Source organism: Pseudolactococcus yaeyamensis (genome assembly GCF_054658615.1).
In genome coordinates this window covers 1-25,156 of the sequence record NZ_BAAGGP010000001.1, presented here as the reverse complement: position 1 = coordinate 25,156, position 25,156 = coordinate 1, and the positions used below count along the sequence as shown (strand labels likewise).

Sequence of the window (25,156 nt, the reverse complement as noted above, 5' to 3'; positions counted from 1 at the left end):
AAAATGTTCCCTAGAAAAAACACCTTGTTTTTTCACGGTCGTTTCATAAATTCAATTTAAAATGTATTTTTCCGAATATTTTAAAAAAATATCAAATTTTCCAAAGGAATAGCATCTAAGAATAGTTATTATTTGAATATTCGAACAATACACTCAGTAATATTGTCCTTTTTTTGAATATTTTTATGAAAATAACTTGCAAAATATACTAATTAAAAATTTAAATCACTGATTTTTGCGTATTTTTCAGAAAAATTAAACTCATGAAACGACCGTGTTGTTTTTTAAGATTAAGTTGCAATCGCTTAAATTTATGTTAGAATTTAGGTGGTACCGTTTTCAACGAAAGACTATTCAATACGCAAATAAAATAGGGAGACAAGCATGTTCAGTGCAGAAAAAATTAAAGAGCTAACCCCTTTAGAATTATCAATTTACAGCTATATTTTAGAAAATAAAGAAAAAGTTGCCTACATGAAAATTCGAGAATTAGCTCTCGAAAGCTATGTATCAACAACTAGTATCTTAAAATTTTGTAAAAAAATCGGTTTCGATAGCTATACTGAGTTTAGAATGTCCTATAAACAACAACTCAATCAACGCAAAACACAAAATACTCTCACAAATGATACGGCTGAACTCATTGATTTTTTGAAAAGAAGTGATAGCGAAGATTTTAATCAACAAATTGATCAAATTACAAGTCGCATTTCAAACGCCAAACAAACCATTTTTATCGGCAGTGGCAACAGTGGTGTCGTTGCTAAATACGGCGCACGTTTTTTATCTTCCATTGGTGAGCTGACCCTTTACATTGATGACCCACACTATCCTATTGAAGGCAATTTGTATTCTGATTCAGTTGTTATCATTTGTAGTGTTTCTGGTGAAAGTCGTGATATCATCACACATATCAATAATTTCAAGGTTAAAAATTGTCAAATCATTTCCATTACAAATAATCAAAGTTCAACGATTTCAAGGATGAGCCATCTCAATATTTCTTACTACATTTCACAATACAGAAATGATAAATATGACATCACCTCTCAAATCCCCGTTATTTCAATCATTGAAAAAATCGGTAGAAACTTATACCAACAAAAAGTTTAACTTGACTTGGTCTAAAAAAACAAGAAAAAAAGCAAGTTGTTTGCTTTTTTCTTGTTTAGAGTCTTATTTCACAACTGCAGTAGATGTAATCACTTCAACTGCTTTTTTAGCTGCGATGTCATGTTTGAGCATGTCAGCTGGCAAGAGTTTTTCAACTTGCTCTTTAGGCATGTTGTAAGTTTCAGCCAATTCAGCAACTTCGGTGTCGATTTCATCTTGTGTTGTTTCGAAGTTTTCTGCAGCTGCAACAGCCTCGATGACCAAGTTTGTACGAACGCGTTTGTCAGCATCGCCTTCAAATTGCGCGTGAAGTTGTTCTTCTGATGTCCCAGTTAATTGGTAGTACATGTCAGCTGAGATACCTTGTTGTTGCATGTTGCCAAGGAATTCGTTCATGGCACGGTGAACTTCATCGTGAACCATTTCACTTGGCAATTCAACGATTTCAGCGTTAGCAACAGCAGCTTCAATCGCAGCCGTTTCAACAGCGTCGGTGTATTGCGTTTCTTTTTCTTCAGTTAATTGTGCTTTGTATTTTGCTTTGAGTTCAGCCAAAGTTTCAACTTCTTCGTCGATATCTTTTGCTAATTCATCGTCCAATTCAGGCACTTCTTTTGCTTTCACTTCATGGATAGTTGTTGTGAAGACAGCTTCTTTACCAGCCAAATCTTCAGCTTGATAATCTTCTGGGAAAGTAACCGTTACTTCAACCGTTTCGCCAGCTTTATGACCGACTAATTGTTCTTCATAACCGGGGATGAAAGAACCTGACCCTAATTCAAGGCTGTGGTTTTGTGCAGTGCCGCCATCAAAAGCAACACCATCAACTTTACCTTCGAAGTCAATGACAACAGTATCACCGTTTTCAGCAACATCTTCTTTAATCACTAATTCAGCAAGATTTTTTTGAGCTGCTTCGATTTTAGCATCAACATCAGCATCTGTTACATCTTTTTTAACGTCTACTGAGACTTCAAGGTTTTTGTAGTCACCAAGTTTCACTTCAGGTTTAACGATAACATCAGCTGTGATTTCCCAGTCTTCACCTTTGTTCATTGATTTGATATCAATTTTTGGTTGAGCAACTGGATCAATACCACTTTCAGCAACAGCTGCTTCATAGCTTTCAGGCAAAACAGCGTTCAACGCTTCTTCGTAAAGTGCTTCTTCGCCGTACATTTTATTGAAAACAGTACGTGACACTTTACCCTTACGGAAACCAGGTACGTTAAGGTTCTTTTTAACTTTGTTAAATGCTGTGTCAAGGCCTTTTGCGATCATGTCTTGACCAATTGTGAACGTCAGAGTCCCGTTATTTACACCAGTTTTTTCAAAACTTGCAGTCATTTGTATTTCTCCTAAATTTATAATCTATTTTATTTCAACTTGTTCATTCTAGCATAATCGCGCTTAAAAATCAAGAAAAACCCCCGTCATTCGCTATTTTTAGACGTTTTTGTTATTTTCTTTTATTTCCCGCTCAATTTAGCGATAAAGTCATGCCACACGCTTGGTTTGAAAATATCGGTTGGATTTTTCCCTCCCATACCACCATAACCTAACATGAGCCCCAAAACAATCGCCAAAATCACCAAAATGACGACCAGTAAAATCAATGAAATACGCAACCCTAAAAACTTAAAAGTTCGTTTAAACATCGGCATACTCCTTATCATTAATCCGTTTAATGTCCGCGCCTAAACTCGCTAATTTTTCATGAAATTGATAATAGCCACGGTCTAAATGTTGCAAATTGCCAACTGTTGTCGTACCTTCAGCTACCATGCCTAATAAGATGAGTGCCGCACTCGCACGCAAATCTGTCGAACGCACTTCAGCACCTGATAGGTTGCCCCCACCTTGAATCAAGGCTGTATTTCTCGAAATATCGACAAAAAGTCCCATCCGACGCATTTCTTCGAGATGTTGAAACCGATTTTCAAAGACTGTTTCGATCATAATCGACTCACCCTCAGCGAGAGTCTGAGCCACTGTCATTTGGGCTTGCATATCCGTTGGAAAACCCGGATGCGGCAAGGTCTTAACCGTTACAGGTCTCAATTTTTCAGGACCGATAACCCGAATCCCATCTTCTTCTTGGATGATGTCAACTCCCATTTCTGAAAGTTTAGAAAGCAATGGGCGATTATGTTCACGGACAGCATCCAAAATCAAAACATTACCTTGGGTAATGGCTGCAGCAACCATAAAAGTCCCTGCTTCGATTCGATCCTGAACCACACTATGCTGTGCACCGTGCATTTTCTGAACACCTTTAATGATAATCGTGTCAGTCCCCGCACCTTTAACATCTGCCCCCATTTTATTCAATAAATTGGCGAGGTCAACGATTTCTGGTTCACGCGCAGCGTTTTCCAAAATCATGGTACCCTCGGCAAGGGTGGCTGCCATCATCAGATTTTGTGTTGCACCGACTGACGGAAAGTCCATATAAAAATGCGCGCCATGAAGTTCTTCCGCTTTCGCCTCAATAAAGCCACCGTTTTGCGTGATTTCTGCACCCATGGCTTGCAAACCACGAATGTGCAAATCAATCGGGCGTGAACCAATGGTACAACCGCCGGGCATGGAGATGCGGGCATGACCATTCCGAGCAAGAATCGGGCCTAGTACAACGATAGACGCACGCATTTGACTGACATACTCATAAGGCGCTTCAATCTCGATAGCTGTCGCTGCCTGCGTCACGACACGTTTCTCATTTTCGTCGAAAACCAGCGGGATATTAAGATGTTTGACCACGGCATTCATCGTGTAGACGTCACTCAGAATCGGCACATTATGGAGCACCGTTTCCCCTTCAGAAGGTAGGATTGTCGCAGCTAAAAGCGGCAAAACCGCATTTTTAGCCCCTTCAATTTCAATTTCACCTCTTAATCGCGTGTGACCACCATTTACTATTATTTTATCCATCATTTCACTTTCACATTTTATCTTATATAAAATTATATCATATTTCTTTTCTTCGTGTTTAAAATATAGACAAAGTCAAAAAACGCTAGGCTATCCTAACGTTTTACCACAGACATTTATTTAAAATAAGCCTTGACTATATCGAGCTGATTGCTCGGCACGGACATCATCATCTGACGGCCTTCAAAATCAAGCGGACTACCATCAATCTGTTGCGTGATATAGCCAAACGGTGCAATCAAGACCGCCCCCGCCGCATAATCCCAAGGTGATAAGCTGCTGAAATATCCCCAGATTTTGCCTTCTAAGATGTTGACATACTCAATTCCAGCGCTACCAATCGCCCGCACGCCCAAACTTTCATGGCTCAAATCTAATAAGCCACCCGCATTAGTGCGATACATATAGGTATTCACGCCTATGAGACTCTGGCGCAAAGGTTTGGCCGTCAGGTGAAGCTGCGCGGCATTTTTATAAGCGCTTGTGCCATCGCCCCAGTAAAGATTGTCCTTCATGACATCCAGAATAACACCGATTTTGCCGACACCCGCCTCATAGTAAGCCAGCATGACCGCAAAATTATCCCTTTGAACGATGAAATTCGTCGTCCCATCGATCGGATCCAACACCCAGACATTACCGTCCGTAATCTCATGTCGCACGTCATTTTCTTCTGCTAAAATATGGTCTTGGGGAAATGTCGTCTGAATTTGCGTCAAAATCTGATCTTGGACTTCTCGGTCGAGATTGGTCACCAAATCATCGAAATGCGTTTTTTCAGAAATTTCAAGGTCATCTGACAGATGTTGTCTGATAAAGCTCCCTGCTTGTTTAACAGCGTTTTTTGCAAACTCAAGCTTGGTATTTAACAAATTGGCGCTCACTTTTGGTCACCTCCTGAAGGGCACGATAGCTTGAATAACCTGAAGCTTTTTCAAACTCACGATCCAGTTGCTTTTCCGCCATTTTAGATGGCACGACTTGTTTAAATTGGCGATAAGCTGCTAAAAATGCCTCACGTGACACTTTTGTTTCGTAAAAAGCCTCAACTTGATTGAAAAAAGAAATGACTGCAGCCATTTCCTCACCTGTCCAAGTCAAATCTAAAGGATATTGATAGCTGTTATTGGCTGACATCTGTTAGGCTCCTGAACTCATGACATCTCTTAACTCTGCTTGGCGATAAGAGCGCGGTAAAAAAGCACGAATTTCATCTTCGTTAAAACCAATTTGCATTCGCTTATCGTCCATAATAATGGGTCTACGGAGCAAACTAGGATGCTCCGAAATAAGGGTCAGGAGCTGATTGATGGTCAAATCATCGACATCAATATTTAATTTTTGAAAGACCTTACTTCGGGTTGAAATGATATCTTCTGTCCCATTTTCGGTTTTAGACAAAATGGCTTTCAAATCATCAGATGTCATCGGTTGCGTTAATATATTGTGTTCTTCATAGGCCACCCCGTAACTGTCAAGCCACGCACGCGCCTTACGACAAGACGTACAACTAGGTGACAAATATAAATTAATCATAATCATCTCACTTCACTCATCTACTCGGTCAAGTCTAAAATCTGTTTTGATTTTGTGCTTGAGTGCATCTATCACTAATATTATAAGTTAGTAGTGTCTACATTATACCAAAAATTTGGTATAATGTAGACATGAATTTTGAACAAATATTACCTATTCTCAAAAACGGTGGTAAAGCCGTTCGAACACAAGGCTGGGGTGGCGCTGAAAATTTCGTCAAACTCTTTGATACGATCCAACTAGCAGATGGTCAGAAACTAGAGGTCACACCTTATTTTTTGATTAATGTTTCCGGTGAGGGCGAAGGCTATTCTATGTGGAGTCCAACACCGTGTGATGTTCTAGCCAATGACTGGCAAATTGTTGACTGAGTTCCTCTGTTCACGCTACCGTGTACAAGCCAACACCTCTAGTAACGCTTTAACAAGCGATAATGCTGCTACCGATATATATGAGGTGTTTTTTATATCTAATTTCAGATGAGGTATCTGACATGTCCCAAATTGTACAGCACACACCCCGAAAAATTCTTGTTACTGGCTGCGCCTCTGGTATTGGTTTGGCTCAGGCCAGACTCTTTTTAGATGGCGGCGACCAAGTCTATGGCATTGACAAACAAACACCACTCGCACTCAGTCACCCTAACTTTTTCTTTTATCAGGCTGATTTAGCTGGTGACTTGACTGATTTACTCACACCCCTCCCGAAAATCTTTGATGTGATTTGCCACACCGCTGGTATTTTGGACGACTACAAGCCTTTACTCGAAACATCTGATAATGACTTCAATCAAGTCTTAGCGAACAATCTCAGTCCAGTCATCAAACTCACGCGCCACTTTTTACCAGAAATGGTTGCCCAAAAATCGGGTACTATCATCACCATGTGTTCAATTGCCAGCTTTGTCGCTGGCGGCGGTGGTGCTGCTTATACGACGAGTAAACATGCCTTGGCTGGCTTCACCAAGCAACTGGCACTCGATTATGCACGGACAGGCGTGCAAATTTTCGGCATTGCACCCGGTGCCGTTCAGACTGACATGACACGACAAGATTTTGAAGCTGATAATGGTCAAATGGCGGATTGGGTGGCAAACGAAACACCGATTGGGCGTTGGGCACAGCCTTCTGAAATTGCTGACCTGACGGCCTTTCTAGCTTCTGGTAAGGCGAGTTACATGCATGGTGAAATCGTTAAAATAGATGGCGGTTGGACGCTGAAATAGCTATGGAGAACCGTACGAAAGAAGAAATTCAAACCTTGGTTTCAAAATTATATACACAGCTTAAAACTGCTGCTAGTTGGTGGTGGTGCTAATCTATTTCAATAAAAACGCATATCAAGCCAGATTAGGCTTAATGCGCGTTTTTTAATAGCTCAACAAAACTTGTCATTTGACGGGCGGATTTGACATCGTGAACCCGTAGGACTTTAGCGCCTAGACGGTACATCTCTGTCGCTGCAACTAGCGATAAATCGGCTCTCTCATCTTTTGGCAAATCAAATAAGAATTTTGCCCAGCCTTTATTAGAGACTGCTGTCATAATCGGCCGATTGAAAACTTTTAAGCGTCCAACTGCCCGCATCATGGCTAAATCTTGATAAACATCAGAGTTTTTCGAATAGCCCACACCCGGATCTAGCGCAATGCGTTCACGCTGAATACCAGCTGATTCAAGGCTTGCCAAATTCTCTGTAAACCAAGCAATCATGTCTGATGCGATATCTGGTGATAGGTCATTATCCCTCGGGTTAAACATGGTGAGTAACCCAACAGCCGTTGTTGCCATGAGCGACAGTTTCCTTGGGTCATCTGTAAAGCCGTTGACATCATTGATAATATCAGCACCAGCCTCTATCGCTGCGACCATGACTTCATACTTATACGTATCGACAGCTACCACAGCATAGGGGTGCGCTTTTTTAATGCCTTGAATGACTGGCACAATCCGCGCAATCTCGGCTTCAGGTGACAATGGGACAAAGCCGGGTCGTGTCGTTTGACCCCCAACCTCAATCACATCCGCACCATCAGCCAACTGTTGTGTTGCCTGTGCCAATGAGACGGCAACGCCCCCAACACGCTCGCCATTATAGAAAGACTCTGGACTGACGTTCAAGACACCATAAATAATGCCGGTCTCTTGTGTCAAGTCATGACCATTGGCTTGCCAAATGATGTCTTTGCCCTGTAATTTGGCAAGTAAGCGTTTGGTGGCACGCCCACGATGATGGTAATTGAGCTGCTCAACAGTCGTCAACTCGGCAATCGTTTTGCCTGTTTCAGTTAGGAAAATCGTATCTAGCCCCTTACCAAACTGCCCGCGACTTTCTGGCGAAATCGCCACACCTCCGTGTCCTTCAACAGTTATGACCTCATGCTCAGGCATTATCAAAATGAAAATCGCCGCCATATGAGCTGAGCGTTCATCAACTGCACGATATAAATCTATCATGTACTGATTTTCCGCTTCAACCGTATCAAGGCCCAAGGCCTTGAATTCTCGAGCAGTCGTTAAACCAAAACGCTCTGGAAAGGCACGCAAAAACATGCCTGAGTCGTCTGCGAGGACGTATTCTTCAGGTAGAAACTCGTGGATAAACTGAGCTTTAATACGTGCATTCAAGGCTTGGTCATCTGTTGTTTCTGGCGGAAAATTCTGCGCAGGCATAAGTTCACGATAATTGACTAACTCAATGCCATAGAGCTTAAAAAACTTGGCAACATCAGCGGTTTTAGCTGAATTATTTGACGCAAAAACAATTCGATGGGGTAAGGTCATTTGCCACTCACTTTCATCATAAATTCTTGACGTAAAAAGGTATCTGTTTTCAAGAGGCCTTTATAAAGGCTAGTCGTTGTAAAAGTCCCTGGCCGATTAATCCCCCGCATTTCCATACACATATGACGAGACTGCACGTGAACAGCGACACCTTTAGGATGCACAATGCGCTGCATTTCTGAGCAAATCAAGGCGGTTAGATTTTCCTGAACGCTCGGTCTACGCGCTGCCCAATCCACTAATCTTGGAATTTTACTCAAACCAATAATTTCGCCATCGGGCACATAGCCAACGGTTACCGTCCCAAAAAACGGCAACAAATGGTGCTCGCACATGGCATAAAAAGGAATATCTGCGACCACGACCATATCTGAGTCTTGGTCTGTCGGAAAGAGTTTATAATTATCAAACTGCGTCTCACCAGTTGCCGAAAAGATTTCGGCATAGGCTTTAGCCACCCGCTTAGGTGTTTCGAGTAAGCCATCTCGGTTGGGATCGTCCCCAATCGTTTGCAGTAGATTTTTTGTATTTGTTTCAAGAATTTCTTGATGTTCCTGAGAAAATTTTTTCATGAGTTACTTTCTAAATCTAAGCCATTAGTTTAGGCTAGTAGGTAATGTCATATATCGTTGCCTGAACCCAATTTCGGTCAGCGGTCGTATCTAATAACGCCTGCGTCTGTTTCATAACTGCCACATCAAAAATACGCTCAGCCACTTCCAGCAAGGGCTGCAAGACAAAGCGACGGTTGGCCATTTCAGTATGCGGAATGGTGAGTGCTTCGCTCACCAGTTTGACATCACCAAACAGCAAAATATCCAAGTCAATCGTCCGCGGTCCCCAGTGAATGGTCTTGACCCGTTTCATGTCTTTTTCAATTTGTTGAGTCTGTGTTAACAAAGTCTCAGGCTTTAAAGTCTCGGGCACTTCTAAGGCTAGTGCGATGTTATAGAAATCGTCCTGAACCACCTCACCGACCGGCTGTGTTTCGTAAATTTTAGAAACACCTAGTACGTGATATAGCTTGGTTAATTTGTCAACAGCTGCCTGTAAATTAGCGTGCCTATCCCCAAGATTTGTGCCGATGCTCAAGTAAACCTTAGGCATGACTTCCCTCCACAGTGATGATAATGTCATCAAAGACCCCAACAATTGGCACTGAATATTTTTTGACTGAGAGCCGAATTTTATCTGCCATCGGAAAAGCAGTCAGTAAAGCGTTTAAGGCCCCATTGGCGACCGACTCCATGAGGTTAAAATCATGCTGTGTGACATAGTCTCGGATGATGTCGTACACATCCGCATAAGAAATCGTCGTGGCGAGGTCATCATCCTTGACTTGATGCTCAATGTCATAATCGACGGTCACACCAACTGAAATCTGCTGACCAAGCGTCTTTTCTTCTGCAAAAACGCCATTGTGTGTGTAAAAACGCATATTTGTAATTTGAATTTGACCCACGATTACTCCTTTTGAGGAATTAGCAAAGATGATTGCTGCCCCATTTTTGTTTCAATTAATACTATTTTATCATATTTTCAGGCTGCTTTCATCGTCAGGATATCTTGGCAACAAAAAAATCCCAAGCAAATTAGGATTTCTCTGATGATTAACGACGAAGACCAAGTGATGAGATTAATTCGCGGTAACGTGGAATATCTTTTTGACGCAAGTACGCCAACAAGTTACGACGGTGACCGATTTTTTTCATCAAACCACGGTAAGTTGCGTGGTCTTTTTTATGATTTTGAATATGTTCGTTAAGGTGGTTAATTTCCCAAGTCAAAATAGCGATTTGAACTTCTGGTGAACCAGTGTCGCCTTCAGTACGCGCATATTGCTTGATGATTTCAGTTTTTTTCTCTTTTGAGATTGCCATTGTGTTTCTCCTTTTTTATATTGAGCTAAGGCTCAAGTTTTCTTATTGCTGTTTCCGTGCCAAACGTTTGGCGTTCGCCAAGCTCAGAAGCAGTTGGTACTTTATCTATTATACAGTTTTTTTTCAGCTCTGTCAACTCATTGTGGACTAGATGTCGTTGAATTGATAGGTGTCGAGCTTGACGGTTGCGAGGCTTTACCATCTGCTTCACTTTTAGCTTTTGACTCTTCAAACGATTTAGAAGCAGAAGCACTGGCTTCACTTTCTGACTTGGATTTAGATTCCGACTCAGATGCCTCTTTACTCGCCGTTGCAGAATCAAATTGCAGCACCGTCAAGACAATCTTAGTCTCTTTGATTTTGAACGTATTGCCTTGTGCAGGGGTTGAACCAATCACATAGCCATCTGCATCTTGATCAGTCGTTTTCGTGTATTCAACTGTAATATTGGCCTCTGGCACACCCATATTTTGAAGTTCAGCTTTGAGCGTTGCCACTGTCTTATTGCTCAGACCATTCGTCATATAAGTCGGCATTACCGCTTGATTACCTTCAGAAACTTGGAAGACGATGTCATCTGTTCCATCTAAATCAAACAAAGTACCGTTTTTAGGCGTTTGCTTGATAATCTTGCCGGCATCAATACTATCCGACTTGACTGATTCTTTCTTGATTCGGCTTTTATCCACATTATACTTAAAAATCAAATCATCAATGGCTCTATCAACCTCCCAACCAACATAGTTGGTCAGTTTGATGACATTGCCACCTTTTGAAACATAAAGCGTGATGCTTGCACCCTCTTTTTTGACCGTCTTGGCTTCTGGATTCGTCCGTGTTACTTTGCCTTCATCCAAATCGCTGACCTCTTCAATCTCACGACCAACCTTTAGCTTGCTATTTTCAAGAACCGTTTTAGCTTGTGCAACCGTCATACCGCTCACATCAGGCACTTTCACTTCCTTAGGTGTCGTCCAAATCAGCGCTGCAACCGCAAATACTAAAACAAGTGCTACAACACCACCAATCAGCAAACCTTTGGGGACACGCTTCTTCTTACTTGTGCCAACAAGTGGTTCAACACCACCTGTCGTGCCATGATTTGCCGTATCTTGCGTCACTTGCGTGACCAATTTATCTGTATTCCCATTATCTGGTATTAGCATTTTAGGCAAAATTTTTGTCTCATCGGCATCTTCAGCGAAAATCAGTTTTGAATCATGGGCATGTTCCAAACTCAAGGCAAGATTCAAATCACGACGCATATCCATCACATTGGCATAACGAGCCGATAATTTTTTAGCCGTTGCCTTAATCACAACATTTTCCAGAGCTTGTGGCACGTTTTTATTTTGATTAATAATGCTCGGCAGATTTTCCTGAAAATGTTTGAGGGCAATGGTCACAGCACTATCGCCATCGAAAGGAATCGCCCCTGTCAACATCTCATAAATGATAATCCCAATCGCATAGAGATCGCTCTGAGGGGTTGCATTACCACCACGAGCTTGCTCAGGACTGAGATAATGCACAGACCCAAACATCGAGTTGGTCTGCGTTAGTGACGTTTCAGATAGCGCCTTAGCAATCCCGAAGTCAGTTACCTTAGCGGTACCGTCTTTTGTGATGAGAATATTCTGCGGTTTCAAATCGCGATGAATAATCCCACTAGTATGCGCCAAAGCCATAGCAGCTAAAATTTCATCACCGATTCTAATCGCTTCTTCATTAGCAAGCGGTGCATGTTCATTGATATACTGTTTCAGTGTCAAACCGTCAATATATTCCATAACGATGTATTGCTGCTCATCTGCATCACCGACATCTGAAATACCTACGATATTAGGGTGATTTAGTTCTGCCATGGCATAAGCTTCACGTTGAAAACGGGCAATCGCTAGACCATCATTTTCAAAGTTTGAGCGTAGAATTTTAATCGCAACCTGACGGTTGTCCAGATACGTATCTTCTGCCAAATAAACATTGGCCATCCCACCCCGACCAATTTCTTTGATTACACGATACCGATCTGCATAGATTTTTTCAATTTGTATCATCTTACAGATCTCCTTTATCAAATTTGACTAAAATAACTGTGATATTATCCAGACCACCATTGGTATTGGCAAGGCTAACTAAGGCTTGCGCTTGACTGGTCACATCTTGATTATTATCAACCGTTTCAATGATTACTTCGGCTGGTACCATATTCGTCAAACCGTCAGAACTCATGATAATCATATCATCCGCATCAATTTCTAATGTCAAAGTATCAACCTCAACATCTGTCGGTTGACCCAAAGAACGCGTGATAATATTCTTATTCGGGTGTTTTTCAGCTTCATCTGCTGTGATTTGCCCCGCATCTACCAACTCTTGGACGAGAGAATGATCACGTGTAATTCGAATCAATTTACCATTTTTAATCACTTGTGTCCGAGAGTCTCCAACATGGGCACTGATGATTTGATGTTTTTGAACGACGACCGCTTCAAGCGTTGTCCCCATCCCCTTGTAATCATCTAATTTCCCAAGGTTTGAGATATTCTCATTTTCAGCACGGATTTGAGTACGCAGCCATGCTTCAATCTCATCAGAATGGCTGTCATTTGTAAAATCAGTTGTTGCCCAAGCTTTACCTAAATCTTCAACTGTCAATTTACTGGCAACATTCCCGGCCTTATGACCACCCATGCCATCTGCAAGCAGAAAAATCCGCTCACCCTGGTGATTTTCAAAAGTGTCGGCATAATCCTGATTATTCGCGCGTTTTTGCCCAACGTCTGACAAAATACTGTACTTCATCTGAGTCCTCATTCAAGCTATAAAAACAACGGCTTCAATCACTGTCATTTTTACACAATTTCATTTGAGATTAGGTGCATGTCGACTTACTACTTCTTCCCCAAAGGGGATTGCCTTAAACCTCATACACCTTATTTTTTGCACAATTTTGCGATAAAGAAACCATCCGTATGATAAGCATCTGGCGTAATCATGAGGCAGCCATTTTTAACGATATCGGCTTTCTCATGTGTCAAAGGCACTTGCTCAAATTCAGGATGCTTAGCCAAAAATTTTTCAATGACTTGGAAATTTTCTTCGTCGAAAATAGTACATGTACTATACACTATGATACCACTATTAACAAGGGTTTTGCAAGTATTTTCTAGGATTTCAAGCTGAACTTTCTGTAAATTTTCAAAATCAGTCGTGTCTTTTCGGTATTTAATATCGGGTTTGCGACGAACTAACCCAAGCCCTGAACACGGCGCATCGACTAAAATTTTATCAAAACGTTCTGCGCCAAATTTTTCAAAACTTTGACGTGCATCCAGTTTGGTCAAGCTAATTTTGTCTGCTTGATGGAGGCGCACAGCATTTTGTTGAATCAAACGCAGTTTATGATCGTACAAGTCTAGGGCTTCGATATGACCTTGCACTGACAAATATTCCGCGATATGGACAGTCTTGCCACCGGGTGCTGCACAGGCATCGAGAATCTTATCTGACGGTTGCGCATCCAATGCCAATGCGACTAATTGGCTGGATTCATCTTGTATCGTAATCAAGCCATCATTAAAATCAAGTAAATCTGCAAAATGACCGGATTTCGCGACAATCCCCGTCGGAGAAAGTTCTGATTTTTCAACATCAAATGCTTGCGATAATTTAGCAAACTCAGTCTCGACATCTGTTAAGGTTGTATTCACACGCAGACTTGCATGACTCGGCTCTTCCAAACTCTTGAAAATTTTGAGCGTTTTTTCAAACCCAAACTGCTTGACAAATTTTTGCGTCAAATCAGCTGGCATCGAATACTGAATACCTAATTTTTCCGTTGAGTCCGAAATCTCGTCAAATGACCGTAACTCAGCCCGTGTAAAATTACGGAGTACCCCATTGACAAAGCCAGACAACCGCTGATCCCCTTGTTTTTTTGCGATTTTAACCGCTTCATCAACCGCAGCCGATATCGGTATCCGATCCATATATATGATCTGATAAATCGTCATGGCAAGTAGGTTTTTGACCCATTTCTTCGTCTTCTTGACATAAGGTTTGGTATACCAATCCAGCGTGATTTTTTTTGAAATCGTGCCATAAACAAGCTGCGTTACCAACTTCTTATCCAGCTCAGTTAAATTTTCAGACTTGATTTTTTCATTCAGCGCGATATTGGCATAAGCATCGTTATTTAGCACGTCATTAATGACAGAAAGCGCCACCCGGCGCGGATTATTACTCAAATTGATCTCCGATATTGATAGTTTTTCCTAACCCATTTAGAAAATCTTGGATAGACATTTTAGGCTTACCTGCTGGTTGTACCATCGTTAGGCTAATTGCCCCTTCTTTTGTGGCGATGACCAAATTTTTTTTCGTTTTCTCGATGACTTGACCTGGGATACCCTCAGCACCATTAGATTCAGCCAATGCGACTTCATGAAGTTTAAAACGCGTCCCTTGCCAAATCGTATGTGCGACTGGCCACGGGGACATCCCACGCACTTGATTAAAAATTTCATGCGCAGACAGTTGCCAATCAATCCGTTCATCCTCAGGTGTGATATTAGGCGAAAAAGTCACTTGCGTTTCATCTTGTGGCTGTGGCGTGATAGTGCCTGCCAGATAATCTGGTAAAGTATCCAATAAAAGGTCTCGACCAACAAGACTGAGTTTTTCAAACATCGTGCCAACATTATCAGCATCAGTAATCGGAATGGCACGCTGCGAAATCATATCACCTGCATCCATTTTTTTGACCATTTCCATGATTGTCACACCCGCTTCAGCATCGCCTTTGATGATGGCATAGTGAACGGGTGCGCCACCGCGATACCTAGGCAAGAGACTAGCATGAACATTAACCGCATGCTTGACTGACTTGAGCAAACGCTCTGGTAAAAACTGACCAAATGCAGCCGTTACGATGATGTCTGCACCCAATGTCATCAGCTCCGCCATTTCATCAGACCCTGAAATTTTTTCAGGCTGATAAACCGGTAAATTGTGACGGAGCGCCACTTCTTTGACTGGTGTCATCTTAATTTCTTTTTTGCGCCCAACCGCACGATCTGGTTGTGTGACAACAGCTAGAACGTCATAACCATTTTCGACAAGACCGTCAAGCACTGGTACTGAAAAGGCTGGGGTGCCCATGAAAATTATTTTTGTCATTGATTCTGTCTTTCTGTGGTTAAATTTAAAAAGTGTCTAACTTCATTATATCATGCTTTGCTTATGGAGACTAATTCAGGAATAACACACCTAAAAAATCGAAGCATTCTCTGCTTCGATCTTAGGTATTTTGAGCTGACCGATAATCGTTAGCTATTCACGCGCTCCCGATATTTTTGATAATTTTCTGTCTGTAGGTGTGAATTGGCATTGGCCACACGTTCGCTACTTGGCGGTTTGACACCCGTCAGTGGATAATCCCAGCCTAACTCTTTCCACTTGAATTCCCCCATCGTATGATAAGGCAAAACTTCAAATTTTTGAACATTTGACAATGTCTTGACATAATCGCCTAGTGCCTGTAAATCTTCATCAAAGTCTGTCTCCCCCGGTACTAAGACATGGCGAATCCAGACTGGAATCGCTTTGTCTGATAAATAGCGTGAAAAAGCGATGATATTGTCATTTTGATGACCTGTCAAATCATGATGCCGAATCTCATTAATCTCTTTAATATCAAGCAGGACTAGGTCTGTCACGGCAAGCAATTTATCCACTTTCATTAATGTTTCAGGTTTCGTTGAAAAGGGTTGACCACAGGTATCTAGTGTGCAGTGAATACCTAGCGATTTCGCTTTCGTAAACAGAGCTGTTACAAAATCCATTTGTAACATGGCTTCGCCACCAGAGACCGTAATCCCACCACGACTGCCCCAGAAAGACTTGAATTTCATCGCTTCTGCGAGGAGGTCATCAACCGTCCGCTCTTTTGCCTTGCTGTTGGTCATCGCCCATGTGTCTGGATTGTGGCAAAACTTACAACGCATCTTACAGCCTTGCATAAAAATGACAAAGCGAACGCCCGGCCCATCAACACTACCAAAACTTTCAGTCGAATGGACAAGCCCTGTCACATTTCCTATGTTTTCCATTATCATCACCACTTTCAAGTTAGTCCAATAGCTACACTACCATTTTACGTTATTTTGAAAGGGTTGACAACTGATACACTTATTTTCTGATTTATTCGGCTGAAACTGACTGGCTCAGCCTGTTGTTAGAAGCTGCTTGATTTAAGGCATCCTGAGCCAAAGCAATTTGCATCTTGACTTGTTCAAAGCCTGTGCCACCATAGGAATTACGGCGTTGAACAGCAGTCCGAGACTTCAAAGTCTCATAGATGTCTGAGTCGATTAAGGACGATACTTCTTGGTAGCGTGTCAATGGCACATCTTGCAAGTAATACCCCGCCTTCGTACATTCTAGCACCATTTCCCCGACGATTTCATGAGCTTGACGGAAAGGCAGTCCTTTAGCAGCTAGGTAGTCAGCAAGTTCTGTGGCGTTTGAGAAGTCTTTTTCAGTTGACTCAGCCATGACGGTTTCATTGACCGATAGTGTCGACAGCATCCCCGCCATAACATCCAGACTGGTCAAAATCGTGTCGGCCGTGTCAAACATCCCTTCCTTATCTTCCTGCAAGTCCTTGTTATAGGCCAAAGGCAGAGATTTCATGACCGTGAGCAAGCCAAAGAGATTGCCATAAACCCGGCCAGACTTGCCGCGAATCAGCTCAGCCATATCCGGATTTTTCTTCTGCGGCATGATCGACGACCCCGTTGAAAAAGCATCCGACAAGGTTACAAACTGAAACTCATTGCTACACCAAAGGATCAGCTCCTCGCAAAAACGCGACAGGTGCATCATGAGAATGCTAGCATTGCTGAGAAATTCTAGGATGAAATCACGATCACTCACTGCATCCATCGAGTTCACATAAACGTCGCTAAAGCCCATGAGTGCCGCCGTTTCTTTCCGGTCAATAGGGAAAGTCGTCCCAGCAAGTGCCGCCGCTCCTAGCGGCGAAATATCAGCGTGTTTCATATTAAACTCAAAACGCTCAAAATCGCGTGTTAACATACTATAATAGGCCATGAGATGATGACCGAATGAAATCGGCTGCGCATGCTGCAAGTGTGTATAACCCGGCATAATTGTCTCAACATGCTCTGACGCCAATGTCACAATAACGTCACGCAAGTTTTGCAATTTATCCATGGTTTCTGATAAGGTATCTTTCATCCATAGATGCATATCCGTTGCGACTTGGTCATTACGTGAGCGTGCCGTGTGAAGTTTACCTGCGACTGGTCCGATTTCTGCATGCAGATAAGTTTCCATATTCATGTGAATATCTTCGTTTTCAATTTTAAATTCGATCTCGCCTGCTTCGTATTTCGCTTCGACTTTTTGAATGCCTGCCTTGATTTGTTCAGCTTCCTCAGCTGTTAAAATACCTGTTGAGGCAAGCATCGTCACATGCGCAAGACTACCTTTTAGGTCTTGACGTGCCATTTTTTGATCAAAAGTTATCGATGCCCCAAAAGCTTCTGTTTTTTTATCTAGGCCTTCTTCAAATCTACCGCCCCATAGTTTCGTCATGTTGTTCTCCCTTAGTTTAGTTGGTCGCTGTTAATCAGCTGATTTTTAGTGATTTTAATTATGGTGTTTTTACCATTTTCGTATTGTTTTGCCAAAAGAATACCAATTTGGTAGTAAATCATCGGTTTTTCTTACCGATTTCGTATTGTTTTACCAAAAGAATACGAAATCGGTAGTGAATCACCTTTTTAACCACTGTCATTAGATTTAGCAACTTGATTTATTGTGGTTAGTTCATTATATCAAAAAAGCGCCTAGTCTAGCGCTTTTAAGCGAAATTGTAACTCTCTGATTACTATTAATCTCTATTTAAAGTATATGGTGAAATCTCACGGAATTTTTTAACCTGATCAAGCGCCATCTCTGTAACACTTATTGGTTTTTAATGTCTCAAATCCAATTCTCTGACTTGGTTTATTTGATGACTGGCTTATTTTTCTTTGTCGAGTTTATCCCAAACTTGAGCATTGACTTGTGATGGTAGTCCCCAAAGTTTGATGAAGCCAACCGCTGCATCTTGGTCAAATTCATCAGCTGATGTATAAGTTGCCAAGTTTTCATCGTAAAGTGAGTTAGGTGATTTACGACCGATACAGATGGCATTGCCTTTATAGAGTTTCACTTTCACTGTCCCATTGACAACTTCTTGTGTGCTATCGATGTAGGCTTTGAGCGCATCTGTCGCTGGATTGAACCAAAGACCATTGTAAATCGTGTTTGAGAGTTCATTTTCGATAACAGGTTTGAAATGCGATACTTCACGAACAAAGGTAATATCTTCAATGTCTTTATGCGCTTTCAGAATAACCGTCGCCCCTGGACATTCGTAGATTTCACGTGATTTAATCCCAACCAGACGATTTTCTACGTGGTCAATCCGACCGATGCCGTGTTTGCCGGCAATGATATTAACGTCATTGATGAGTTGGTACAAGGGTAATTTCTGACCATTTAAAGCGACTGGAATGCCTTTTTCAAAAGTCAATTCGATAAATTCAGCTTCATCTGGTGCATTTTCGATAGAGGTTGTCATGAAGAAAGCATCTTCTGGACATTCGTTCCAAGGATTCTCGAGAATTCCTGCTTCGATCGCACGTCCCCAGAGGTTCATGTCAATAGAATACGGATTATCAAGGTCTGCGGGTACAGGGATACCATTGTTCTTAGCATATTCAATTTCAGCTTCACGTGACCATTTCCATTCCCGAACGGGCGCTAACACTTTCAAGTCAGGGGCAAGTGAATGAATGGCCACTTCAAAACGAACTTGGTCATTTCCTTTACCTGTACAGCCGTGAGCGATGCCAGCTGCCCCTGTTTCACGCGCCACTTCAACCAAGGCTTTTGAGATCAATGGGCGAGAAAGCGCTGAAACGAGTGGATATTTTTGCTCATACATGAGGTTACCTTTGATGGCGTAACCAACATAGTTATGAGTGAAATCTTCTTTTGCATTGATAACGTAAGACTCGCTAGCACCAACTGTCAATGCTTTTTCTTTGATGAAATCAAGATCTTTGCCTTCGCCAACATCCAAACAAGCTGCGACAACATCATAGCCTTCGTCAACGAGCCATTTGATGGCAACTGACGTATCTAAACCACCTGAATAGGCGAGTACAATTTTTTCTTTTGACATGTATCAATCCTCAATTTTCTTATTTTGACTATATATACAGTTTACTGAATAAAAATACATTTGTCAAGTAGTTTTTTGTATATTTTTGCATTTTTATCGTTTTTAACTAAAAAATCGCCCGAATTGAGCAATTTTCATTATTTTTATTAATAAATCAAGCCTTGCATGCCCCAAATCCCAGCCCAAAAACAAGACCAATCCACCATTTTTTGTTATAATATAACAATGATAAAAATGAAAACACTTTTTAAAATAATCGCAGGTATCATCGCTTTCCTAGCCATCGCTTCAATCGGTGCTAGCTTTTACTTCTTCCATGTGGCGCAGGTTCGTGGGAATAAAACTTTCATCAGTCACGCTGCAACGCCTAAGTCTTCTCCTGTTTATCAGGATGAGAAAGATTTTCTCAAATTAGACAAGGAAAACTTGTCCCTAAAAAACGATGGTTTATCTCTCAAGGCTTGGTATGTCCCAGCTGAAAATAAAACCGATAACACTGTCATCGTCGTGCATGGTTTCAATGGTAGCAAGGAACAAATGGCAGCTTATGGTATGCTTTTCCATAAACTTGGCTATAACGTGCTTATGCCCGACAACCGTGCCCATGGCGCATCTGAAGGCACCTTGATTGGCTATGGGGTAACCGACAAACATGACCTCATCAAGTGGACAAATCAACTCATCAAGACGAACCCTAAGTCTGAGATTACCTACTTTGGCCTTTCTATGGGCGCAGCCACCGTGATGATGGCGTCGGGTCAAGATTTGCCTAAAAACGTGGTCAACGTCATCGAGGACTGCGGTTACAGCTCTGTCTGGGAAGAGTTGACTTTCCAAGCCAAGGATATGTACAACCTGCCTGCCTTCCCGCTACTCTATGAGGTGTCGGCGCTCTCGAAAATCCGCGCTGGCTTTGCCTATGGCGAGGCGGATGCAAGCTCTGTCAAATCACTCGCCCATAACAAACTGCCTATCCTCTTCATCCATGGCGATGCAGATGATTTTGTACCGACAGCAATGGTTTATCAAAATTACGCCACAACGAAAGGGCCACGTGAAAAATTTATCGTCAGGGGGGCCAAACACGCTAAGTCCCTCGAGACCGATAAGGCTGGCTATTATGCCAAGGTCGCTGCCTTTTTGGCAAAATACTAAGCTGAACGCAGTAAAACAGTAAAGATAGATGGGGTGCTAGACGCTATCTATTTTTTTATGATTAAAAATAGTGTTGTTTCGCCCACTAGCTACACAAATCTACTATAATGTGATAAAATAAGAGCAATGAAATTTTAATGGGAGAAAACAATGACTGATGACAATACAGTAGCATTAAACGACCAAATGCTAGTCCGCCGCGAGAAATTAGAAACACTTCGGGAAGCTGGACTTGACCCATTTGGTAAGCGTTTTGAGCGTGATGCCAACTCGGCAACTCTTAATGCCAAATACACTGATAAATCTAAAGAAGACTTGCATGAATTGGCTGAACGCACAACAATTGCTGGTCGGATGATGACCAAACGTGGTAAAGGTAAAGTCGCTTTCGCCCACATCCAAGACCGTGAAGGTCAAATCCAAATCTATGTCCGCAAGGATAACGTTGGTGACGAAGCCTACGATATTTTCAAACACGCTGACCTCGGCGACTTCTACGGTATCGAAGGTGAAGTCATGCGGACAGACATGGGCGAATTATCAATTAAAGCTGATAAAATTACTTTCCTCTCTAAATCCCTACGACCATTGCCAGAAAAATATCATGGCTTGACAGATACTGAAACCAAATATCGCAAACGCTATCTGGATTTGATTTCTAACCGCGAAAGCTTCGAGCGCTTCGTCACACGTAGCAAAATCATCTCAGAAGTTCGTCGCTATCTTGATAGCCAAGACTATCTTGAAGTTGAAACACCTGTCCTTCATAACGAAGCTGGTGGCGCTGCAGCAAAACCTTTCATCACCCACCATAATGCGCAAGATATCGACATGGTGCTTCGTATCGCGCTTGAGCTCCATCTCAAACGCCTCATCGTCGGTGGCATGGAAAAAGTCTACGAAATCGGCCGTGTTTTCCGTAACGAAGGCATGGACACGACGCATAATCCTGAATTTACCATGCTTGAAGTGTATACCGCTTATACCGACTACACTGATGTCATGGACTTGACAGAAGGCCTCATCCAGCACGTTGCCAAAGCTGCTGTTGGTAAAGACCTTGTCGAATACGATGAGCAAACAATCAACCTCGCAGACAGCTTCAAACGCATCCACATGGTTGATGCCATCAATGAAAAAACAGGCGTCAACTTCTTTGACATCCGTGATTTCGACGAAGCGGTTAAAGTCGCTGAAGCACACGACATCCGGGTTGAACCACATTTCCGCTGGGGTCACATCGTTAATGAATTTTTCGAGAAATATGTCGAAGCAACCTTGATCCAACCGACATTCGTCTACGGACATCCGGTAGACATCTCACCTCTGGCTAAGAAGAATCCAGAGGACGGCCGCTTCACTGACCGTTTCGAACTCTTTATCGTCGGTCGTGAGTTTGGTAATGCCTTTACAGAGTTGAATGACCCGATTGACCAGCTCGAACGCTTTGAAAAACAAGCGAGCGATGCGGCAAACGGTGATGACGAAGCGACAGGCGTTGACTACGACTTCGTTGAATCATTAGAATACGGTATGCCTCCAACTGGTGGACTTGGTATCGGGATTGACCGTTTGGTCATGCTCTTAACAGGTGCCCAATCTATCCGCGATGTTCTATTATTCCCAACAATGAAATAATATTAAAAGAGACTGGGACAAAAGGCTTCAAAAATAGATAGACTAAAATGATGCTAACTTTCGACTTTTCACAGATTCTTGACTTTTTCAATGGTAGCAGCGCTTTTCTTGCTAATTTCGTATTGTTTTGACAAAAGAATACCAATTTCACACAAAATAGGCTATGAACATTTTCGATTAACATCGGAAATCGTTCATAGCCTATTTTTTTAGAGGACTTTTGTCCCAACTTCGTTTTAATCGGCTTCATCTAATAGCCCAGATCCAAATCCACACGATTTCTGACCGCTGTACCATTTCTGAAATCCGTTAAGACGGCCGTAAATATGGTCAAAGCACGGTCAAGATAATCTGAAATATCGCCTGCGACATGTGGCGTAATCAGTACATTTGGCATATCCCAAAAAACTGATTCGCTACCCAATGGCTCATCTTTAAAAACATCCAGGCCTGCAAAGCCAACTTGTCCATTAGTCAGCGCAGCGATTAGCGCTGTTTCGTCAACCGTTCCACCACGTGATAGATTAATCAATGCACTGCCTTTTTTTATCGCCGAAAAAATACGGTTGTCAAATAAATGGTAGGTTTCAGGTGTCAAAGGTAGCAATAAGACAACAATGTCTGCTGTTGCTACCGCCTCGATGAGTTTGTCTGTTGGATACATGGTTTGATAATTTTCCTGTTGCCTACCCGTTCGCGAAACACCTGTCACCTGCATCCCCATCGCAATAGCCTTTCGAGCTAGTGCATTGCCAATCGCTCCTGCACCAACCACACACAAGGTCTTGCCATGGACTGTCGTAAACTTCCCCTCATTATGCGCCCAATGGTGCTGTACTTGATTTTTGACAGCTAAATTAATCTGGCGTGTCTGCGCTAAAATCATCGCTAAAGCGTGCTCTGACATATGCTCTGCGTGAAGACCACGACTATTCGTCAAAATAATTTGATTGGCTTTCAAATACTCAAAAGGCATTTTATTGACCCCTGCTGACAGGGTGAAAATCAATTTGAGGTTAGGGAAATGGGCCAAAAACTCCGGTGTCACATTCGGTTCTGAAATTAAAATGTCAACTTCTGGATAAGCTTTCGATAGCTGCTTATCCACACTTAAAAGCTCCTCTGAAAATAAGGTCTCATAATGCTGTTGCTTCTCCTTTGACATTTCACGCATCATTGCAATCATTTCAAGCACTTCCTTTCTGCGATTTCACTTCGTGAACTGATATCCGCTCAAAGGCTTTATCTATTCTTACCATATTCTACCATAATCTCTCCATTTTCAGGTGTCCTTGAAATTTCCACCTAGTTTTTTAAAAACACAACCTATTTTGACAGTTAGAGAATAGTATCAGAAATAAAAAGCACACGGAAATCGTGTACTTAAATCACTTATAAATAACGATAGAGATATTATTTGATCACGATAGCTAATGCTGGATGGACAGGATAGATACCGCTCACGCTTTGATTACCCTAGAAAGCTGTCTCGAAAACAAAAGCTGCACCCTTATAGCTTGCACTTTGCAAGCGTAACCAAAGGCAATTTTTAGCACACTTGCTGAAATCCAAAAGCGATGAAGAGCACTCAAATGTTGCAACACTCCTATGACCATGGCTATCGCTATAGCTGATAACCGATTATTGAATTAAGAGAGACAAAGCAGGATGGACACGTATGGGATAGTCGATCACATATTCGTTGCCATCGAAACGCCCCCCACCACCGCCGGCAATGGCCGCAGTAGTAGAGAGGCTGCCGGCCGAGCGAAGCCAAAAACTGTTATTCCCATTACTAGAGAAATATAATAGGGGCGTTTTGTTTTCTGCTTCTGGTACTGCCATATGGCCATGAATATCTCCATAACTCAAGGCAAAGGCTTGTTTGCGACCTGACGCATCTAGAGTCGTCGCAAAGTCGGTATCTTGATAGAAATCAGACCAGCCACCTGAATCATATGTCCAACTTAAATTATTTGTGGCATTAAATTCAGCCAAAGATGGGTTGTTCAAGTCAACTTTTTGAACCACGACTTCTAAAGTAGGATTATTTGCGATAGTAGTCGTATACCACGCATTAATTATCTGTTTAAGACCACCAGCAGCACTATCTTCATAGCCATTCGTACCAGCTGAACTAAAGTAAGTTGTTCTATTGGAATCAGAGATAAATTGACTATCTCCAATAGATTCAACCTTGATGACAAGAGCTTGTAAACCGTCTGATGAATTATCATTCATATCAGTATCCAAAATCCGCCACTGGCTACCCGCAAACTCGAACTCAGTACCGGGTTTTGTATCAGGCACTTTTACACCGGGTACTTTTTTCCATGCATCAATAATTTTACTAGGAATACCGCCCCGACCATCCATGGCGTCAATGTCATTATAGTCTACCGCTTCAAGATTGGTATGAATGGCATAGTAAAGCGAGACATTGTTAGGGACTTGTGTTAAGGTCAAACTATCCAAGAAATCAGTCGTTTTTTGACCGGGCGCAAGGGCTTCTGACCAATAGACATAACCTGTTTTGGGCTCAATGACCCATTGAGGTTGAGTCGCTGTATCTGGATCAAAGTCACCAAGCATGACCACATCAGGGCCAAAAGTCCATCTGATATAGTCTTTGAGGTCTTTGCCTGTTTCAATCCCACCACCTGCTGGGTAGTCGGTCACAAGGCTCGGATAGCTACGCTGATTTGCATAGTCAGGCAAGCTTACATCACCACTATCAAAAAGTTGAGTTGTATAGTCATCTTCGCCATTTGTGATATTTTGATGCTTGTCTTTTGCATCAGCTGAGGCATTGACAACTGCTGGATCGATGATGGATTGACTTGAGCCATCACCGA

General features: G+C 42.1%; 25 protein-coding genes. 5 read left to right on the top strand and 20 right to left on the bottom strand.

Annotated elements, in window-relative coordinates:
• The first annotated feature begins 384 nt into the window (after positions 1–384).
• On the top strand, positions 385–1,113 hold the full coding sequence (locus ACYQ21_RS00125; RefSeq protein WP_460053922.1) for a MurR/RpiR family transcriptional regulator: 729 nt from the start codon (positions 385–387) through the stop codon (positions 1,111–1,113).
• Between the two features lie 63 nt (positions 1,114–1,176).
• On the opposite strand, the gene tig is transcribed toward ACYQ21_RS00125, so the two are convergent.
• The 6 genes from tig to spxA all read right to left on the bottom strand — a co-directional run bounded on the left by tig (position 1,177) and on the right by spxA (position 5,583).
• Positions 1,177–2,460 carry a trigger factor gene (gene tig / locus ACYQ21_RS00120; RefSeq protein WP_460053920.1) on the bottom strand — a complete coding sequence of 428 codons (1,284 nt, stop codon included), beginning with the start codon at positions 2,458–2,460 and terminating at the stop codon, positions 1,177–1,179.
• 122 nt (positions 2,461–2,582) lie between these two features.
• Entirely contained in the window at positions 2,583–2,771 is a 189-nt protein-coding gene (locus ACYQ21_RS00115) for a DNA-directed RNA polymerase subunit beta (protein ID WP_460053919.1), read from the bottom strand.
• A complete protein-coding gene (murA, locus tag ACYQ21_RS00110; protein ID WP_460053917.1) occupies positions 2,764–4,047 on the bottom strand; it encodes a UDP-N-acetylglucosamine 1-carboxyvinyltransferase in 1,284 nt (427 codons plus the stop codon). Before murA ends, ACYQ21_RS00115 begins: the two co-directional genes overlap by 8 nt.
• A 116-nt stretch (positions 4,048–4,163) precedes the next feature.
• Positions 4,164–4,931, bottom strand: coding sequence for an inositol monophosphatase family protein (locus ACYQ21_RS00105; RefSeq protein ID WP_460053916.1), 768 nt, complete (start codon positions 4,929–4,931; stop codon positions 4,164–4,166).
• Positions 4,900–5,184, bottom strand: coding sequence for a UPF0223 family protein (locus ACYQ21_RS00100; protein WP_094785423.1), 285 nt, complete (start codon positions 5,182–5,184; stop codon positions 4,900–4,902). The genes ACYQ21_RS00105 and ACYQ21_RS00100 overlap by 32 nt, the downstream gene beginning before the upstream one ends.
• A gap of 3 nt (positions 5,185–5,187) precedes the next feature.
• A complete protein-coding gene (spxA, locus tag ACYQ21_RS00095) occupies positions 5,188–5,583 on the bottom strand; it encodes a transcriptional regulator SpxA (RefSeq protein WP_460053914.1) in 396 nt (131 codons plus the stop codon).
• 131 nt (positions 5,584–5,714) lie between these two features.
• On the opposite strand from spxA, the gene ACYQ21_RS00090 reads away from it, so the two are divergent.
• Complete coding sequence (locus ACYQ21_RS00090; protein ID WP_460053911.1) at positions 5,715–5,954, top strand: DUF2829 domain-containing protein; 240 nt, start codon at positions 5,715–5,717, stop codon at positions 5,952–5,954.
• Between the two features lie 122 nt (positions 5,955–6,076).
• Positions 6,077–6,808, top strand: coding sequence for a 3-oxoacyl-ACP reductase (locus tag ACYQ21_RS00085; RefSeq protein ID WP_460053910.1), 732 nt, complete (start codon positions 6,077–6,079; stop codon positions 6,806–6,808).
• A 130-nt stretch (positions 6,809–6,938) separates the two neighbouring features.
• Here ACYQ21_RS00085 and folP read toward each other — a convergent pair whose 3' ends face one another.
• The 12 genes from folP to ACYQ21_RS00025 all read right to left on the bottom strand — a co-directional run bounded on the left by folP (position 6,939) and on the right by ACYQ21_RS00025 (position 19,508).
• Positions 6,939–8,366 (bottom strand): dihydropteroate synthase, encoded by a 1,428-nt coding sequence (gene folP / locus ACYQ21_RS00080; protein ID WP_460053908.1) that lies wholly within the window; start codon positions 8,364–8,366, stop codon positions 6,939–6,941.
• Positions 8,363–8,938, bottom strand: coding sequence for a GTP cyclohydrolase I FolE (gene folE, locus ACYQ21_RS00075; protein ID WP_460053907.1), 576 nt, complete (start codon positions 8,936–8,938; stop codon positions 8,363–8,365). The genes folP and folE overlap by 4 nt, the downstream gene beginning before the upstream one ends.
• Positions 8,939–8,972: 34 nt before the next feature.
• Positions 8,973–9,473, bottom strand: coding sequence for a 2-amino-4-hydroxy-6-hydroxymethyldihydropteridine diphosphokinase (folK, locus tag ACYQ21_RS00070; RefSeq protein WP_460053904.1), 501 nt, complete (start codon positions 9,471–9,473; stop codon positions 8,973–8,975).
• Positions 9,466–9,804, bottom strand: coding sequence for a dihydroneopterin aldolase (gene folB / locus ACYQ21_RS00065; protein ID WP_460054056.1), 339 nt, complete (start codon positions 9,802–9,804; stop codon positions 9,466–9,468). Before folB ends, folK begins: the two co-directional genes overlap by 8 nt.
• Before the next feature lie 172 nt (positions 9,805–9,976).
• Positions 9,977–10,246 carry a 30S ribosomal protein S15 gene (rpsO, locus tag ACYQ21_RS00060; protein WP_460053903.1) on the bottom strand — a complete coding sequence of 90 codons (270 nt, stop codon included), beginning with the start codon at positions 10,244–10,246 and terminating at the stop codon, positions 9,977–9,979.
• Between the two features lie 137 nt (positions 10,247–10,383).
• A complete protein-coding gene (gene pknB / locus ACYQ21_RS00055) occupies positions 10,384–12,303 on the bottom strand; it encodes a Stk1 family PASTA domain-containing Ser/Thr kinase (RefSeq protein WP_460053901.1) in 1,920 nt (639 codons plus the stop codon).
• Position 12,304: 1 nt separating this feature from the next.
• Entirely contained in the window at positions 12,305–13,051 is a 747-nt protein-coding gene (locus ACYQ21_RS00050; RefSeq protein ID WP_460053899.1) for a Stp1/IreP family PP2C-type Ser/Thr phosphatase, read from the bottom strand.
• A 131-nt stretch (positions 13,052–13,182) separates the two neighbouring features.
• The gene (gene rsmB, locus ACYQ21_RS00045; RefSeq protein WP_460053897.1) at positions 13,183–14,496 is read right to left on the bottom strand and encodes a 16S rRNA (cytosine(967)-C(5))-methyltransferase RsmB; all 1,314 of its coding nucleotides are present in this window, start codon (positions 14,494–14,496) and stop codon (positions 13,183–13,185) included.
• Entirely contained in the window at positions 14,489–15,427 is a 939-nt protein-coding gene (gene fmt, locus ACYQ21_RS00040; RefSeq protein WP_460053896.1) for a methionyl-tRNA formyltransferase, read from the bottom strand. Before fmt ends, rsmB begins: the two co-directional genes overlap by 8 nt.
• A gap of 149 nt (positions 15,428–15,576) precedes the next feature.
• Complete coding sequence (pflA, locus tag ACYQ21_RS00035; RefSeq protein ID WP_460053894.1) at positions 15,577–16,365, bottom strand: pyruvate formate-lyase-activating protein; 789 nt, start codon at positions 16,363–16,365, stop codon at positions 15,577–15,579.
• 85 nt (positions 16,366–16,450) lie between these two features.
• Positions 16,451–17,869, bottom strand: coding sequence for an argininosuccinate lyase (argH, locus tag ACYQ21_RS00030; RefSeq protein WP_460053893.1), 1,419 nt, complete (start codon positions 17,867–17,869; stop codon positions 16,451–16,453).
• 430 nt (positions 17,870–18,299) lie between these two features.
• The gene (locus ACYQ21_RS00025; protein ID WP_460053891.1) at positions 18,300–19,508 is read right to left on the bottom strand and encodes an argininosuccinate synthase; all 1,209 of its coding nucleotides are present in this window, start codon (positions 19,506–19,508) and stop codon (positions 18,300–18,302) included.
• A gap of 234 nt (positions 19,509–19,742) precedes the next feature.
• Between ACYQ21_RS00025 and ACYQ21_RS00020 the strand changes: the two genes are divergently transcribed.
• Positions 19,743–20,663, top strand: coding sequence for an alpha/beta hydrolase (locus tag ACYQ21_RS00020; protein WP_460054053.1), 921 nt, complete (start codon positions 19,743–19,745; stop codon positions 20,661–20,663).
• Between the two features lie 150 nt (positions 20,664–20,813).
• Positions 20,814–22,301, top strand: coding sequence for a lysine--tRNA ligase (lysS, locus tag ACYQ21_RS00015; RefSeq protein ID WP_460053890.1), 1,488 nt, complete (start codon positions 20,814–20,816; stop codon positions 22,299–22,301).
• Between the two features lie 250 nt (positions 22,302–22,551).
• On the opposite strand, the gene ACYQ21_RS00010 is transcribed toward lysS, so the two are convergent.
• Positions 22,552–23,487: a D-2-hydroxyacid dehydrogenase gene (locus ACYQ21_RS00010; protein ID WP_460053889.1), complete on the bottom strand. Its 936-nt coding sequence runs from the start codon at positions 23,485–23,487 to the stop codon at positions 22,552–22,554.
• A 455-nt stretch (positions 23,488–23,942) separates the two neighbouring features.
• Positions 23,943–25,156, bottom strand: a 1,214-nt coding sequence (locus ACYQ21_RS00005; protein WP_460053887.1) for a hypothetical protein, incomplete at its 5' end; no start/stop codon positions are given.

Bases quoted from the DNA above. Each gene is read 5' to 3' on its own strand.
- ACYQ21_RS00125 (WP_460053922.1), top strand. From the start codon at position 385: ATGTTCAGTGCAGAAAAAATTAAAGAGCTAACCCCTTTAGAATTATCA.
- tig (WP_460053920.1), bottom strand. From the start codon at position 2,460: ATGACTGCAAGTTTTGAAAAAACTGGTGTAAATAACGGGACTCTGACG.
- ACYQ21_RS00115 (WP_460053919.1), bottom strand. From the start codon at position 2,771: ATGTTTAAACGAACTTTTAAGTTTTTAGGGTTGCGTATTTCATTGATT.
- murA (WP_460053917.1), bottom strand. From the start codon at position 4,047: ATGGATAAAATAATAGTAAATGGTGGTCACACGCGATTAAGAGGTGAA.
- ACYQ21_RS00100 (WP_094785423.1), bottom strand. From the start codon at position 5,184: ATGTCAGCCAATAACAGCTATCAATATCCTTTAGATTTGACTTGGACA.
- spxA (WP_460053914.1), bottom strand. From the start codon at position 5,583: ATGATTAATTTATATTTGTCACCTAGTTGTACGTCTTGTCGTAAGGCG.
- ACYQ21_RS00090 (WP_460053911.1), top strand. From the start codon at position 5,715: ATGAATTTTGAACAAATATTACCTATTCTCAAAAACGGTGGTAAAGCC.
- ACYQ21_RS00085 (WP_460053910.1), top strand. From the start codon at position 6,077: ATGTCCCAAATTGTACAGCACACACCCCGAAAAATTCTTGTTACTGGC.
- folP (WP_460053908.1), bottom strand. From the start codon at position 8,366: ATGACCTTACCCCATCGAATTGTTTTTGCGTCAAATAATTCAGCTAAA.
- folE (WP_460053907.1), bottom strand. From the start codon at position 8,938: ATGAAAAAATTTTCTCAGGAACATCAAGAAATTCTTGAAACAAATACA.
- folK (WP_460053904.1), bottom strand. From the start codon at position 9,473: ATGCCTAAGGTTTACTTGAGCATCGGCACAAATCTTGGGGATAGGCAC.
- folB (WP_460054056.1), bottom strand. From the start codon at position 9,804: ATGCGTTTTTACACACACAATGGCGTTTTTGCAGAAGAAAAGACGCTT.
- rpsO (WP_460053903.1), bottom strand. From the start codon at position 10,246: ATGGCAATCTCAAAAGAGAAAAAAACTGAAATCATCAAGCAATATGCG.
- pknB (WP_460053901.1), bottom strand. From the start codon at position 12,303: ATGATACAAATTGAAAAAATCTATGCAGATCGGTATCGTGTAATCAAA.
- ACYQ21_RS00050 (WP_460053899.1), bottom strand. From the start codon at position 13,051: ATGAAGTACAGTATTTTGTCAGACGTTGGGCAAAAACGCGCGAATAAT.
- fmt (WP_460053896.1), bottom strand. From the start codon at position 15,427: ATGACAAAAATAATTTTCATGGGCACCCCAGCCTTTTCAGTACCAGTG.
- pflA (WP_460053894.1), bottom strand. From the start codon at position 16,365: ATGATAATGGAAAACATAGGAAATGTGACAGGGCTTGTCCATTCGACT.
- argH (WP_460053893.1), bottom strand. From the start codon at position 17,869: ATGACGAAACTATGGGGCGGTAGATTTGAAGAAGGCCTAGATAAAAAA.
- ACYQ21_RS00025 (WP_460053891.1), bottom strand. From the start codon at position 19,508: ATGTCAAAAGAAAAAATTGTACTCGCCTATTCAGGTGGTTTAGATACG.
- ACYQ21_RS00020 (WP_460054053.1), top strand. From the start codon at position 19,743: ATGAAAACACTTTTTAAAATAATCGCAGGTATCATCGCTTTCCTAGCC.
- lysS (WP_460053890.1), top strand. From the start codon at position 20,814: ATGACTGATGACAATACAGTAGCATTAAACGACCAAATGCTAGTCCGC.
- ACYQ21_RS00010 (WP_460053889.1), bottom strand. From the start codon at position 23,487: ATGATTGCAATGATGCGTGAAATGTCAAAGGAGAAGCAACAGCATTAT.